The organism is Shinella sp. (genome assembly GCF_035998705.1).
GTDB lineage: Bacteria > Pseudomonadota > Alphaproteobacteria > Rhizobiales > Rhizobiaceae > Shinella.
Genome location: NZ_DASYHH010000027.1, coordinates 682,371 through 696,540, shown reverse-complemented (window position 1 = coordinate 696,540; position 14,170 = coordinate 682,371). Strand labels below are relative to the sequence as shown.

General features: G+C 60.4%; 17 protein-coding genes. 6 read left to right on the top strand and 11 right to left on the bottom strand.

Going from position 1 to position 14,170, the window contains the following annotated elements; all coding sequences use genetic code 11:
- Positions 1 to 7: 7 nt before the first annotated feature.
- The 5 genes from VGN93_RS26415 to VGN93_RS26395 are packed head-to-tail and all read left to right on the top strand — an operon-like array spanning position 8 to position 4,432.
- Positions 8 to 508 (top strand): ferredoxin-type protein NapF, encoded by a 501-nt coding sequence (locus VGN93_RS26415; protein ID WP_327509935.1) that lies wholly within the window; start codon positions 8 to 10, stop codon positions 506 to 508.
- Complete coding sequence (locus tag VGN93_RS26410) at positions 501 to 785, top strand: chaperone NapD (protein WP_327509934.1); 285 nt, start codon at positions 501 to 503, stop codon at positions 783 to 785. Before VGN93_RS26415 ends, VGN93_RS26410 begins: the two co-directional genes overlap by 8 nt.
- Complete coding sequence (gene napA / locus VGN93_RS26405; protein WP_327509933.1) at positions 760 to 3,264, top strand: periplasmic nitrate reductase subunit alpha; 2,505 nt, start codon at positions 760 to 762, stop codon at positions 3,262 to 3,264. Before VGN93_RS26410 ends, napA begins: the two co-directional genes overlap by 26 nt.
- Positions 3,234 to 3,725, top strand: a complete 492-nt coding sequence (locus VGN93_RS26400; protein ID WP_327509932.1) for a nitrate reductase cytochrome c-type subunit — start codon at positions 3,234 to 3,236, stop codon at positions 3,723 to 3,725. The genes napA and VGN93_RS26400 overlap by 31 nt, the downstream gene beginning before the upstream one ends.
- A 2-nt stretch (positions 3,726 to 3,727) precedes the next feature.
- On the top strand, positions 3,728 to 4,432 hold the full coding sequence (locus VGN93_RS26395) for a cytochrome c3 family protein (RefSeq protein ID WP_327510039.1): 705 nt from the start codon (positions 3,728 to 3,730) through the stop codon (positions 4,430 to 4,432).
- Between the two features lie 218 nt (positions 4,433 to 4,650).
- Here the strand turns inward: VGN93_RS26395 and VGN93_RS26390 are convergent, their stop codons facing one another.
- The 11 genes from VGN93_RS26390 to VGN93_RS26340 form a co-directional block, all read right to left on the bottom strand.
- Positions 4,651 to 5,049: a hypothetical protein gene (locus VGN93_RS26390; protein WP_327509931.1), complete on the bottom strand. Its 399-nt coding sequence runs from the start codon at positions 5,047 to 5,049 to the stop codon at positions 4,651 to 4,653.
- Between the two features lie 633 nt (positions 5,050 to 5,682).
- Positions 5,683 to 6,720, bottom strand: coding sequence for a Gfo/Idh/MocA family oxidoreductase (locus VGN93_RS26385; protein ID WP_327509930.1), 1,038 nt, complete (start codon positions 6,718 to 6,720; stop codon positions 5,683 to 5,685).
- Between the two features lie 7 nt (positions 6,721 to 6,727).
- Positions 6,728 to 7,177 (bottom strand): type II 3-dehydroquinate dehydratase, encoded by a 450-nt coding sequence (gene aroQ / locus VGN93_RS26380; protein ID WP_327509929.1) that lies wholly within the window; start codon positions 7,175 to 7,177, stop codon positions 6,728 to 6,730.
- Positions 7,178 to 7,208: 31 nt separating this feature from the next.
- Positions 7,209 to 7,577 carry a 5-carboxymethyl-2-hydroxymuconate isomerase gene (locus VGN93_RS26375; RefSeq protein WP_327509928.1) on the bottom strand — a complete coding sequence of 123 codons (369 nt, stop codon included), beginning with the start codon at positions 7,575 to 7,577 and terminating at the stop codon, positions 7,209 to 7,211.
- 13 nt (positions 7,578 to 7,590) lie between these two features.
- Positions 7,591 to 8,445, bottom strand: a complete 855-nt coding sequence (locus VGN93_RS26370) for a shikimate dehydrogenase (RefSeq protein ID WP_327509927.1) — start codon at positions 8,443 to 8,445, stop codon at positions 7,591 to 7,593.
- Positions 8,446 to 8,468: 23 nt separating this feature from the next.
- On the bottom strand, positions 8,469 to 9,203 hold the full coding sequence (locus VGN93_RS26365) for an amino acid ABC transporter ATP-binding protein (RefSeq protein ID WP_327510038.1): 735 nt from the start codon (positions 9,201 to 9,203) through the stop codon (positions 8,469 to 8,471).
- A gap of 45 nt (positions 9,204 to 9,248) precedes the next feature.
- Positions 9,249 to 10,073 carry a transporter substrate-binding domain-containing protein gene (locus VGN93_RS26360; protein WP_327509926.1) on the bottom strand — a complete coding sequence of 275 codons (825 nt, stop codon included), beginning with the start codon at positions 10,071 to 10,073 and terminating at the stop codon, positions 9,249 to 9,251.
- 35 nt (positions 10,074 to 10,108) lie between these two features.
- Positions 10,109 to 10,759 carry an amino acid ABC transporter permease gene (locus VGN93_RS26355; protein WP_327509925.1) on the bottom strand — a complete coding sequence of 217 codons (651 nt, stop codon included), beginning with the start codon at positions 10,757 to 10,759 and terminating at the stop codon, positions 10,109 to 10,111.
- 10 nt (positions 10,760 to 10,769) lie between these two features.
- Complete coding sequence (locus tag VGN93_RS26350) at positions 10,770 to 11,438, bottom strand: amino acid ABC transporter permease (RefSeq protein WP_327509924.1); 669 nt, start codon at positions 11,436 to 11,438, stop codon at positions 10,770 to 10,772.
- 53 nt (positions 11,439 to 11,491) lie between these two features.
- Entirely contained in the window at positions 11,492 to 12,307 is an 816-nt protein-coding gene (locus tag VGN93_RS26345; protein ID WP_327509923.1) for a sugar phosphate isomerase/epimerase, read from the bottom strand.
- A complete protein-coding gene (locus VGN93_RS26340) occupies positions 12,304 to 13,026 on the bottom strand; it encodes a GntR family transcriptional regulator (protein WP_327509922.1) in 723 nt (240 codons plus the stop codon). Before VGN93_RS26340 ends, VGN93_RS26345 begins: the two co-directional genes overlap by 4 nt.
- Positions 13,027 to 13,276: 250 nt before the next feature.
- Here VGN93_RS26340 and VGN93_RS26335 point away from each other — a divergent pair, with 250 nt between their 5' ends.
- The gene (locus tag VGN93_RS26335; protein ID WP_327509921.1) at positions 13,277 to 14,170 is read left to right on the top strand and encodes an intradiol ring-cleavage dioxygenase; all 894 of its coding nucleotides are present in this window, start codon (positions 13,277 to 13,279) and stop codon (positions 14,168 to 14,170) included.

The window sequence follows — 14,170 nt, the reverse complement described above, 5'->3', positions numbered from 1 at the left end:
TAAAGCCATGACGCAGCAGGCACTTTCCAGACGGAGTTTCCTGAGCGGCGGCAGGTGCAGCGCGGTCGATCGTATTCGCCCGCCCGGTATCGGGGGCGTCGGTCTTGCCGCCTGCACGGGATGCGGGCAATGTGCGGAGCACTGTCCGACCGGTGTCATCGGTCTTGTCGATGGCCTGCCCGCGCTCGATTTTGCCGCGGCGGAGTGCACCTTCTGCGGCGCCTGTGCGCAAAACTGTCCCGAGCCGGTGTTCGCCGATGGCGCCGCCGGCCGCTTCGATCATGTCGTCGCCATAGCGTCGTCCTGCCTGCCGTTCCGGGGTGTCGACTGCCAGGCCTGCCGTGATGCCTGTCCGGCGGAGGCGATCCGCTTTCGCCCGGTGCGTGGCGGTCCCTTTGTGCCGGAACTCATGGCCGAGGCCTGTACCGGCTGCGGCGCCTGCATATCCGTCTGTCCGGTCGGCGCGGTTGCCACTGCACCACGCAACGTGGAGGCGACTTATGCTTGATGCGCGCCGCTATCACATTTCAAGCGCCGTGATCGCCGTCAGGCCCGGCTACGCCGAGGGTGTGCTCGACGTCCTTGCCGGCCTTGCCAATGTCGAGGTGCACGCTTGCGACAAGGGCAAGATCGTCGTCGTCATCGAGGGGCCGAACACCGGTGTGCTCGGGGATACGCTGATGCGCATCTCAGTTCTCGACGGCGTGATCGCGGCGAACATGGTTTTCGAACATGTCGAATTGGAAGAGGACGAGGTGCATGGGCAGCGAACTGACGCGGCGTGACATCCTGAAGGCCCAGGCGGCGGGCGTTGCGGCGGCGGCGGCGGGCATCGCGCTGCCTGCTGCCGCCCAGCCGGTTCCGGGCGGGGTGAGCGCGCTGGAGATCAAATGGGACAAGGCGCCCTGCCGGTTCTGCGGCACCGGCTGCGGCGTGATGGTGGGCGTCAAGGAGGGCAAGGTCGTCGCCACGCATGGCGACATGCAGGCCGAGGTCAATCGCGGCCTCAACTGCATCAAGGGCTACTTCCTGTCGAAGATCATGTATGGCGCGGACCGCCTGACGGCGCCGCTGCTGCGCAAGCGAAACGGTGTCTACGCCAAGGATGGCGATTTCGAGCCCGTCACCTGGGAAGAGGCCTTCGACGTGATGGCCGAGCAGTGCAAGAAAGTGCTGAAGGAGAAGGGGCCGACGGCCGTCGGCATGTTCGGTTCCGGCCAATGGACGATCTTCGAAGGCTATGCCGCGACCAAGCTGATGCGCGCCGGTTTCCGCTCCAACAATCTCGATCCGAACGCCCGCCACTGCATGGCCTCCGCGGCTTACGCCTTCATGCGAACTTTCGGCATGGACGAGCCGATGGGCTGCTACGACGATTTCGAGCACGCCGACGCCTTCGTGCTGTGGGGCTCCAACATGGCGGAGATGCACCCGATCCTGTGGACCCGCATCGCCGACCGGCGACTCGGCCACGACCATGTGCGGGTCGCGGTGCTCTCCACCTTCACCCATCGCAGCATGGACCTTGCCGACATCCCGATGGTGTTCAAGCCGGGCACCGACCTCGTCATCCTCAACTACATCGCCAACCACATCATCCAGACCGGCCGGGTGAACGAGGATTTCGTGAAGAACCACACGAACTTCGTGCGCGGCGTCACGGATATCGGCTATGGGCTGCGGCCCGACAATCCGGTCGAGGTCAATGCCGCCAACGCCGCCGATCCGGCCAAGACCGAGGCGATCGACTACGAGGCGTTCAAGGCTTTCGTCGCCGAATACACGCTGGAAAAGACGGTCGAGATGACCGGCGTCGAGGCCGGCTTCCTCAAGCAACTCGCCGAGCTCTATGCCGATCCGAACCGCAAGGTCATGTCGCTCTGGACTATGGGCTTCAACCAGCATGTGCGCGGCGTCTGGGCCAACCAGATGGTCTACAACCTGCACCTTCTGACCGGCAAAATCTCCGAACCGGGCAACAGCCCGTTCTCGCTGACCGGCCAGCCGTCAGCCTGCGGCACGGCGCGCGAGGTTGGCACTTTTGCTCACCGCCTGCCGGCCGATATGACGGTGACCAATCCTGAGCACCGCAAACATGCGGAAGAGATCTGGCGGATCCCGCACGGTATCATCCCGGAAAAACCCGGCTATCATGCCGTCCAGCAGGACCGCATGCTCAAGGACGGCAAGCTGAATTTCTACTGGGTGCAGGTCAACAACAACGTCCAGGCCGGCCCGAACACCTCGAACGAGACCTATCAGGGCTATCGCAATCCGGAAAATTTCATCGTCGTCTCGGATGCCTATCCGACGATCACGGCGATGAGCGCCGATCTCGTCCTGCCCGCCGCCATGTGGGTGGAGAAGGAGGGTGCTTACGGCAATGCGGAACGGCGCACCCATGTCTGGCATCAGCTGGTGCAGGCGCCGGGCGAGGCGCGCTCCGACCTCTGGCAGCTGGTGGAATTCTCCAAGCGCTTCACGACTGACGAGGTCTGGCCGGCGGAAATCCTGGCTGCGAACCCCGACTACAAGGGAAAGACGCTCTATCAGGTACTCTATGCCGACAGCGACGTCGCGAAGTTTCCGATCAGCGAGGTCAAGCCCGAGCACGCCAACAACGAGGCCCAGCATTTCGGCTTCTACATCCAGAAGGGCCTGTTCGAGGAATATGCCGCCTTCGGCCGCGGCCATGGCCATGACCTTGCGCCCTACGACACCTATCACGAGGTGCGCGGCCTGCGCTGGCCGGTCGTCGACGGCAAGGAAACGCTATGGCGCTACCGCGAGGGCTACGATCCCTATGTGAAGTCCGGCGAAGGGGTGAAATTCTACGGCAACGCGGACGGCAGGGCGGCGATCATCGCCGTGCCCTACGAGCCGCCAGCGGAATCGCCGGACGCCGAGTTCGATACCTGGCTCGTCACCGGGCGCGTGCTCGAGCACTGGCATTCCGGTTCGATGACGATGCGTGTGCCCGAACTTTTCAAGGCATTTCCCGGCGCGCGCTGCTTCATGAATGCCGACGATGCGCGTAAGCGCGGCCTCAACCAGGGCTCGGAAATCCGTATCATCTCGCGGCGCGGCGAAATCCGTTCGCGCGTCGAGACGCGCGGCCGAAACCGCATGCCTTCAGGCGTGATCTTCGTGCCGTGGTTCGATGCCAGCCAGCTCATCAACAAGGTCACGCTCGACGCCACCGATCCCATCTCGAAACAGACGGATTACAAGAAATGCGCAGTCAAGATCGTACCCGTCGCATAACCCTCCCCAGAGGATGGGTGCTGGCTGCGCTCAGCGTCGCCGTGATCGCCACCAGCGCCATGGCGCAGATGGTGCCGCAGCTCTCCGGCCCTGATGGAGACAAGATGCAGGAAGTGCCGGCCGATCCGCTGCCGAAGTGGATCGTCGACGACATCAGGCGCATGCGCGCCTATCCCGAGCAGCCGCCAATCATTCCGCATTCCATCGACGGTTACCAGCTGTCGGTCAATGCCAACCGGTGCCTGTCCTGTCATAAACGCGAGTTCTCGCAGGATGCCGGCGCGCCGATGATCAGCGTCACCCACTACATGACACGCAAGGGGCAGATGCTCGCCGACGTCTCGCCGCGGCGCTATTTCTGCACCGCCTGCCATGTGCCGCAGGCAGACAAGAAGCCGCTCGTCGGCAATACGTTCAAGGACATGAGCGAACTGGGCGTTACCGGTGCGGGAAGTGAGTGATGATGGCGCGCATCAAGGCAATCCTCCTCTGGATCTGGACCCTTCTGACGACGCCAGCGGCGACGCTCAGCCTCGCCTTCCTGACGCTCGGCGGCTTCGTCGGCGGCGTGATGTTCTGGGGTGCCTTCAACACGGCGCTGGAACTGACCAATACGGAGAAGTTCTGCACCTCCTGTCACGAGATGAAGGACAACGTCTACCAGGAGCTGACGAGAACGGTGCATTTCACCAACCGCTCCGGCGTGCGTGCCTCCTGCCCGGATTGTCATGTGCCGCACGAATGGACCGACAAGATCGCCCGCAAGATGCAGGCTTCCAAGGAGGTCTGGGGGAAAATCTTCGGCACGATCAACACGCGTGAAAAATTCCTGAACCACCGGCTGGAGCTTGCGAAGCATGAATGGGCGCGCCTGAAGGCAAACGACAGCCTGGAATGCCGCAACTGCCATTCCGCCGTCGCGATGGACTTCACCAAACAAACCCAGCGCGCCGCCGACATCCATTCGAAGTACCTCTTGCCCGGCAAGGCAACCTGTATCGACTGCCACAAGGGCATTGCGCATGAGCTGCCGAGCATGGAAGGCGTCGAGCCCGGTTGGAAGATGCCACGCGAGCTGGAGGGCAAGGAGCTTCCCGCGGCCTCGAACGATGCGATCGGCGACCTGCAAAGGGCTGTCGCCAGCGCCCATGGCGTGACGACGTTTTGAAATCTCCTTGAAGGGGTGGGAAGCCTATGCAACAACTAGAGTTTGTCAGGGAAAAGTGGGAACCGGTTTTCCCGAAAAGACAAACGAAAACAAAAGAAACTAGAGTATGTCTGGTTCAGTCTGAACCAGACATACTCTAGCCGGTCGCAGATGATGGAAGCGACCGACTATTTAATAAACGAAATCCATCGTGGTCGAGATTTTTAAGAAGCGACACACTATTCAGCGTAGAGTGTCAAAGTATATTCCGCAGTATCTCCACGTCGAGCGGCATTCCGCATTAGATACACGCTGATCGTGTATTTTCCGCTTGAAGGAATTGTTATACTCGTACCATTGCCGTCAATGGAGCTGTTGTACAGAGCGGCGTCAGCGCCAGGAGCGGTGATGTTGAAGTATAGGCTGGAATTGCGGGAGTCGAGTTGCGCACTCAGTTTCTGACCGGCCGTCAGGGCGAGTGTATATTGGACGCTCTGATAGCCCTTCAGGTGGGAATTGATAGTTGATCCCGAGGAGCCGGCATTGAAGTGAACGGCCTCGCGGCGGATATCGTTGGCAAAGCCCGGTGTGGCTGCCAAAAGCATGAGGGCGAGAATGATGTTATGTGGGATTTTCATTTTTTTGTTTCCTAAACCATTGCAGGGCTCTCGGCACTGAAGCCAACGCGTTTTGGCCTCTTCAGGCAACGCTATCATTCTCAGCGCAGGCGTCCGCCTTAAGATCGAGAGTTTCGGCGAAGGATGCAAGATGACCATGTTTAAGGGAATGTCACACTTTGGTCCCTACTTCTTTGCGCCAGCGCAACTTCACGGGCTGGAGTTTGTCAGGGAAAAGTGGGAACCGGTTTTCCCGAAAGACAAACAAAACAAAAGACACTGGAGTAGGTCTGGTTCAGTCTGAACCAGACCTACTCCAGGAGACCTGTGGGCAGATAGGCTTTCTGGCCGAATTTCCTGCGTTTTCCCAGGCTTCCGGCGGCATGCGGGGACCGGTAGCGCTCGGGTGCGCCTTGGTTGGGGGGACTTTCCTCGCCGCTGACATGAGCTGTTCCCCTTCGCCATGTGGCAGGCTTTCCCTGCCGCGGACTACTACGAGAACTCCGCCAACATGATGGACATCAGGGGCAACTCCCTTGCAACGCAATACTCCCTTGTCATTCCATCATGCCTTCCCTCGTTCATAGACAATCTGCCATCAACACTTTGGTTGCAACGAGAGCCGTTCCGTCGGCTATTTCGGTTGATTTGGCTTCAGTTCAATAGGATGCGCTCTCCAGACCTCGCCGATCTTTTTACAGCATCGATGACCTTAAGCGTTTGCAGGCCCTCGAAGCCACTGACAAGCGGCTGTTCCTCACCCCTGATGACCCTGCAGAACTGTGTGATCTGCAGGGCAAGGGGATCCTGCGGCACGTAATCGGCCTGCTCTTTCTCAAATGGCTCCCACCAACTGCGCTTCGCGGGATTGCGCCAGATTTCAAGCGACGGGATGGCAAGGGAACCGTGCGTGCCACCAATGACATAGCAGGCTTCGTCCGCTTTCGGATAAACCGGGTTTTCCCCGGTCGTCATCTCCCAGCTCCAGGGTGCCACGACGGCATCGGAGACGGATGCGGTTGCAAGAACACCGTTCTCGAATTCGATCAGGATCACGGCCGTCTCCTCGACCGCGTTTCCACGAACTGCATTGGATTCCCGCGCCTGCACGGCAGCGATATTGCCGAACAGATACCGAAGATTGTCGATATCATGAATGAGGTTCAGGAAGACCGGTCCCGCCCCCGCCTGACGGCGCCAGTCGATATCGAAATAGTCGTCCGGCTTGAAAAGCCAGAACATCGCATTGACGACCAGCACCTGTCCAAGCCGGCCGCTGTCAATGATTTCCTTGGCTTTCCGCATCATCGGATTGTGCCGGCGATGGTGGCCGGTCAGCAGAGGCACCCCCTTCGCTTCGGCCGCCGCGATCAGCCGCTCGCCGAAAGCGATGTCGTCGGCAATCGGTTTTTCGATCAGGGCAGGAATGCGAGCCTCGATGGCTTCGAGGCCGTTCTTCACATGGACCTGGTTGGGGGTCGCCACGATGATGCCGTCAGGCCGATCGACGGCGATCATGTCGGCAAAGCTGGCGAACCATTGCACGCCGGCATTCTTGGCTATCGCCTCACCGGCGGGCGTGGGGTCCACCACAGCACTGAGCACCGCATCCGGTTCGCGCGCGACGTGCTCGATGTGTCGTTTGCCGATGAGGCCGGCTCCGAGCACGGCCAGTTTCAGAGGGGCCGTCATTGCGAACTCACTTCTTCTCTGCGGACTTGATCAACGTTGCAACCCGGCGGATACCGAGTTGATAGCCTTCGGTGCCGAGCCCGCAGATCACGCCATCGGCCCGATGCGACACGAAGGAGTGATGCCGGAAGCTCTCGCGTTTGTGGACATTGGAGATGTGAATTTCGATGACCGGGCCTTCGAACGTGTTCAAGGCATCAAGAATGGCGAGCGACGTATGGGTGAACGCTGCCGGATTGATGACGATGCCGGTGCCGTTCTCGCGCGCTTCATGAATCCAGTCGATGATCTCGTATTCCCTGTTGCTTTGATGGAAACGGATATCGTGGCCGAGTTCTGCTGCCAGCTTGCGGCAGTCCGCCTCGACGTCGGCGAGCGTCTCATGACCGTAGATGTGGGGCTGGCGTTTGCCGAGCAGGTTGAGGTTTGGACCGTTCAGGACATAGATCAGGCTCACGAGGTTCTCCTCTCATTCTAAAGGCTGCGGTTCAGTCAAGCGTACTTTCCTGAACCGCGAGTGCGGGGTCGGATTCATAGAGGTCGACGCGAAGGCCGAGACGGCCCTCGTCGAGAGCGGGCGCTGCGGCGGCACGGGCAGCTTGCAACGTTGCCCGCAGGAGCTGCTGCCTGGTTTCCAGCGTTCGGCCAGGCGCCATGCGTATGATGATCTGGATGAAGTGGTTCTGCGGATGTTCATCCGCCACACAGGAAAATGTCGCCTCGCGGGCAAACGTGCGCACAGCTTTGGGCTTCACGAGGCCGCCATCGCGGATGCAGCGATGGACCGCCGTGGTCAAGGCTTCGATTGCCACGCGTTCACCGGCACCTCGGCTGTATTCGATAATGACGTGAGGCATCGATTTCGGCCTTTCAGCGCGTGCTTAAATCATCGAAATGGCGGGACATGCGGTCCGTATCGGGCGAGATGCCCGTGAAGAGCTGGAATGCGGCCGCAGCCTGAAAGACGGTCATGCCGCTGCCCGGCAGGGTACGGCAGCCCTTGCTCTTCGCTAGAGCGAGCAGCTCGGTTTCCAGCGGCATATAGACAATGTCCGCCACCCAATGACGCTGCTCAAGCCATTGCGGCTCGATCGGGAGGCCGGGATGGCTCTTCATTCCGGTTGGCGTGGCGTGGATCAATCCGTCGGCGGACCCCAGCGCCGTGCCGACATCGGTCGTCGTACCCGCGCACGACCAGCCAAACCGGTCCTTCAACTGCGACGCCAGACGTTCGGCGCGGTCGCTGTCCTGGTCGAAGATCGACAGGCGCTCTATTCCCAGCTTGATCGCCGCATGCGCCACCGCCACGCCAGCCCCGCCTGCGCCGAGCAGCACCGCACGGGATTTGGCGACGTCCGGCAGACCCCGCTCGAAATTCTTGTAAAATCCATACCAGTCGGTGTTGTGACCGACCCGCTCGCCGTTCTGGAACACGACCGTATTCACGGCACCGAGCATTTCGGCATCTTCCGACAGCCGCGTGAGATGAGGGATCACCGTCTGCTTGCAGGGATGGGTTATGTTGCTGCCGGCAAAGCCCCTTTGCTCCTCCTCATCGAGAAGACCGGGAAGGGCAGATACGGGCAGGCCGCGCTCCGTCAGGTCGAGCAGCTCGTAGCGATAGTCCAGACCGTGATGGCGGCTTTCGGCTTCGTGAAGGGCCGGCGACTTCGACATCTGAATATCCGCGCCGATGAGGCCGACCAGGTAACGCCTGTCGCTCATGCTTCAAGTCCTTGTCTGTGTGTTCAGTGATGGGCGAGAATTTCGCCGAGGAAGGTCTTGGTGCGCTCGTGTTTCGGCGACGTGAAAAAGACGTCCGGTTCGGCTTCCTCGATAATCTCGCCGGAAGCCATGAAGATGACGCGGTCGGCAACCTGGCGTGCAAAACCCATCTCGTGGGTGACGCAGATCATCGTCATGCCGTCACGCGCCAGTGAAATCATCGTGTCGAGGACTTCCTTGACCATTTCAGGGTCGAGCGCCGATGTCGGCTCGTCGAACAGCATGATTTTCGGCTCAAGGCAAAGCGCACGCGCAATAGCGACGCGCTGCTGCTGGCCACCGGAAAGCTGCGCCGGATATTTGTCCGCCTGATCGAGGATGCGGACGCGTTCGAGATATTTTCGCGCCAGCATCTCGGCCTCGGTGCGACCCACGCCCCGGACGCGCATGGGCGCCAGGGAGCAATTTTGCAGGACGGTCATGTGCGGGAAGAGATTGAAGTTCTGGAAAACCATGCCGACTTCCCGGCGGATGGCATCCACGGCCTTGCTGCTGCCGTCGAGCACGCGGCCTGCGACGGTTATCTGCCCACTTTCGATAGTCTCCAGCACATTGATGCAGCGGATCAACGTCGATTTACCGGAACCGGACGGCCCGCAAAGAACGATCTTCTCGCCTTTGCGGACCGTCAGATTGATGTCCTTCAAAGCATGAAAGGCGCCGTACCACTTCTCCACTTTCTCAAGGGAAATCAGCATCGATTGAGTGTTGTCGGAAGCTATCACGACGCCCTCCTTGATATGTCAGTTCACGGTGAAGGGGATGTTGGGAATGGAGTCCGGGAATTGCGGAAGTTCGATCCCCATCCATTTCTGGGTAATGGCGGCCAGTTCGCCGTTTGCCTTGATCTTGTCGACAAAGGCGTTGACGGCGTCGTTCCAGTCCTTTTCGCCCAGTCGCGTCCCGACACCGTTATAGGTCGTCAGGAAATCGATCTTGCGTTCGTAAGTGCCGGCAGCCGCGGCTTCGAGCCGCTGACCGTAGAACTGGTTGCCGCCGACAGCCTTCACCTGGCCCGAAATCAGCGCCTGGATCGTGGCCGCGTCATCGTCGAAGCGGCGGACCGTGGCCGTTGAGCCGACGGCATCGGTGACGGCCTTGTCCTGCGAGCTCGACTTCGGCACGCCGATTTCCCAGCCTGCCACGTCTTCGACGGTCGCAACCTTGTCCGCCTTGGCGGCATAGAGGGCGATCGTATTGGCGGCATACGGCTTGCTGTACTGGATCGACTTGGCGCGCTCTTCCGTCATCGCCATCGTGGCGAAAAGGATATCGACTTTGCCGGTGGTCAAGGCGGGGATACGGTTTGCCACGGCGAGCGGCTGGAACTGAACCTGGACACCGATCTCCTTGGCAAAGAGCGTTGCCACGTCGGCATCGAAGCCGTCCTGGGTGCCGCTCGAGTTCACGAAGCCCCAGGGTGCATTGTCGCCCTGGATGCCCACGACGATCGTGCCCTTGGCCTTCACCTCTTCAAGGCTGGCCGCGGATGCCGCGGTCGTGCCGCCCAGGACCAAGGCCGTCGTTGCGAGCACCACGCCCATGAATGTTCTGCGATTGTATTGCATGTCACTTCCTCCTCTTTGAATTGTCGTTTGAAGGGTCAGCGGGCGGCCTTGGCCATCCGTTTTTCGAGAGCCGTTCCGAAATGGGAGAGCGGCCAGCAAATGATGAAGTAGATCGCGCCGACGATGCCGAAGACGAGCAGCGGGCGGTACGTCTGGTTCGAGATGATCTGCCCGGCGCGCGCGAGTTCGATGAAGCCGACGATTGCCGCAAGCGACGTGCCCTTGATCAGCTGCACGAGGAAACCGATGGTTGCCGGCATGGAAATCTTCAGGGCCTGCGGCAGGACGACATCCTTCATCCGCGACACGTAGTGAAGCCCGAGCGCGTTGGCGGCCTCGGTCTGTCCCTTCGGCACAGCCTGGATCGAACCGCGCCAGATTTCGCCAAGGAATGCACTGGCATGCAGGGTGAAGGCGATCGCCACCGCGAGCCAGGCGCTCACATTGATGCCAAGCAGTGCGACGCCGTAGTAGACCACGAACAGCTGCATCAGCAGCGGTGTGCCCTGGAAGAGCCCGATATAGGCCGCGGCGGCAGCGCGCGCCGCGGCGCTCGTGGAAACGCGGGTCAACGCAATCAGAATGCCGAAGACGCCGCCACCGATGAAGCCGATGATCGCAAGCAGGGCCGTCCATTTAAGCCCTTGCAGGATGAACAGGAATTCGTTTGCTCCGATAGGTCCCATGGCCAAACCTCTATCGTGTCGGGTAGCTGAAGTAGCGGCGGGAAATGAGAGCGAAGATGCCCATCATCACGGTGGAAATGACGAGGTAGATCCCGGTCACGAGGAAATAGACTTCGAAGCTTCTGAAGGTGTCGGATTCGATCCTCTGCGCCGCGGACGTCAGTTCATAGGCCGCGATCGATGTGCAGACGGAGGTCGTCAGCGTCAGCATGATGAACTGGCTGGTGAGAGACGGATAGATCGCGCGCAGAGCCGGTTTCAGAACGATGAGCCGGAAGACGTCAGACTTGTGAAGGCCCAGGGCGTAACCGGCTTCGACCTGACCCTTGCTGATGCTTTCGACACCGCCGCGGATGATTTCGATCGCGTAGGCGCCGCCATTGATGCCGAGGGCAATGATGGCGGTTGCCGTCGGATTGAGGCGGATGCCCATCAGCGGCGAAGCGAAATAGATATAGAAGATCTGCACCAGAAAAGGCGTGTTGCGCACGATCTCGACGAACGCGATGACGGGCGCACGCACGATCTTGTTCGGCGATGTCCGGCCGATGACGCCCAGCACGCCGATTACCAGCGCAAGCGCCATGCCGGCAAAGGCAAGCCCGAACGTTCCGAGCGTAGCCCACAGCAATTCGGGGGCGCGCTCGAAGACCGCACCGAAGTCGAACTGGTAATTCATGAAAAGGTCTTCCTCCTCCGGGCGCAGCCTCCACCGCGCCAGATCAAGACTGTCTAAGTCTCTGCTCGTAGAATTTCCCGGGTTTTGAGATTGAGATTTCGCAGATGTACCGATGCCGGTGTGTCACCGACCAGCGGCACTTCCACCGAAATCGCGGCCTTGCCGGCAAGCTTCGCAACCAGGTCTTTGAGCGCGAGTATTCCATCGCCCGGCGCCAATCTCCCGGTCCGCGCCTCGTTCATCATGTCTTCGGCGCTCTTCGGCGGTGGGCCGATCACGTCGCAAAGCTGAACATGCCGCACGATATCGAAATCGATCGCATCGACGTCCCCGCCGTTGCGAAAGAAGTGAATGGCATCCACCAAAGCGCCGGCATTGTCCTGTCCGCAGGCATGCACGAGTGCGGCGCTGTCGCTGTAGCTGCTGACGGCGCGCCAGCCCATATTTTCGATATCGACAGCCATGCCGTGCCGCCCGGCGAGCTGACAGAAGACGTCGAAATTGTCGACGAGACGGCCACGATCCGCATCGTCACCACAGGCGGACAGCCGTTGGGCGCCGATATCGGCTGCCGCCGCAACGATGTGTTCGATGGCGGCCGCCTGGAAATCCGGGCCGACAATGAAGAACTCGATATCGAAAACCTTCATGCCTTCGCTGTCGAGGAGTGATCGGAACTCCGACGCGGCGCGGCTACCCTGCGGCAGCTCGTAGTAAGGCGCGCCGGCAAAGGCCGGATGGAGCCGGAGCCCAACCGAGCTGAACCCGGCTGTAGCCGCCTGCCGCACGAAATCCTGCGGCGGCAACCGGATCGCGGAGAAATGCGCGACGCCGAGCGGGCTTTCCTGCATCTGCCGGGCGTCCGTCATCGTACCGCTCCGGTCCGGGCGAGGTGGGCCAGAAGATTGGTACCCGTGCGATGGATATGCTGGCGCAGCTTGTCGGCCGCGTAATCGCTGTCGCGGGCGACCGCGCCTTGCGCAATCTCGCTATGCTCCTGGCTCACATTCCTGTCCCCGGACGTCTCCTTAAGAAATGTCCTGCGGTAGCGGTCGTTGAGATTGAGCAATGTCTTGCAGAAATGAAGAAGAAGCGGCTTGCCGCAGCCTGAAATAAGGGTGAGGTGGAAGTCGCGGTGGACCGCTTCCCAGTGCTCCAGCGTTTCCGGCTTGCTCGCATCGCGCTCGGCGCGGTTCAGCTTATGAAGGGCGCGCATGACGTTGCCCTCCCATTCCACGTCGCCGACCCGAATGGATTCCTTGAGCGCGAAAACCTCGAACTCCTCGCGAAGGACGGTTATTTCCTCGAGATTCGCCAGCGACACGGGAGAAACCCGATAGCCGCGGTTGTCCTCGAATTCCACCAATCCGTCGGAAATGAGGCGCGCCAGCCCTTCACGCAGCGGGCTCAGGCTGACATTGAACGCCTGCCGTTCCTTGTCGAGGTTGATCTTGCTGCCGGCTTCCAGGCTGCCCGAGATGATCGCTTCCCGCAGGCGGGACGCCAACTGGCTGCCGATCGTGTTTTTCCCGTCGTCGGAAAAACTGCCGATCTCGGCTGGGCTAGGGGCGCCGACCTGCTGCTTCATTCAATCCTCCCGAACAGAAATCGTCCGTCGTCGATGATGGATAGAATAAACGATTATTAGTGTCAACTGTCAGGAAAATTTTCGGGTCACTTTGGCCGATGTTCTCCCGATTATTTATATAAATCGAATTAAATCAGCGACTTGACATGGTCCATTTCTCTCGGCCGTGAGATGAAAGTGGCTGTGTCGCCCCACTCGCTTGACAAATAATCGATTATCGCTGTATCGGTCGGCTATCGGGAGGTGGCATATGGTCATTAAAACTGAACGCGATGTAACGTCCGCCGTGGTCGCGGCCATGCAGCAGACGTCGGACCCGAGGGCGCGCGAAATCCTTGTGGCCCTTGTGAAGCATCTTCATGCCTTCGTGCGCGAAGTGCGGCTGACGGAGGCGGAATTTCGGGAGGCTACCGCCATCCTGAACGAAATCGGGCAACTTCAGACCGACAGTCACAACGAGTTCGTGCTGATGTCCGGCTCGCTGGGGGTTTCTTCGCTCGTCTGTCTGCTCAACAACGGTGACAAGGGCCAGACCGAGACATCCCAGTCACTTCTCGGCCCGTTCTGGCGCCTGAATTCTCCAAGGGTCGAGAACGGCGGAACGATCATTCGCTCCGATACGCCCGGTACGCCGCTTTTCGTGCATGCCCGGGTCGTCGACCGGGAGGGCAAGCCGATTGCCGGCGCCGAGGTGGATGTCTGGCACGCGTCGCCTGTCGGTCTTTACGAAAACCAGGACCCGGACCAGGCGGATATGAATTTGCGTGGCAAGTTCCTGACCGATGCGGACGGGCGCTTCTGGTTCCGCACCGTGAAGATGGTCGGCTATCCAATCCCGGTCGACGGTGTCGTCGGGCGCCTGCTCAAGGCTCAGGGCCGTCATCCCTACCGGCCGGCCCATCTGCACGCCCTGATCTTCAGACAGGGCTACAAGACACTGATTTCACAAGTCTTCGATCCCAGCGATCCTCATATTGCATCGGATGTGCAGTTCGGCGTAACCGCCGCACTCACGGGCGATTTTGTCCGCCACGACGAGCCGCATCCGACCGACCGCGACATCGAGGGGGCGTGGTTTTCGCTCGACTACACCTATGTCATGGAGCCCGGCGAGGCCGTCCTGCCGCGCGCGCCCATCAAGTAA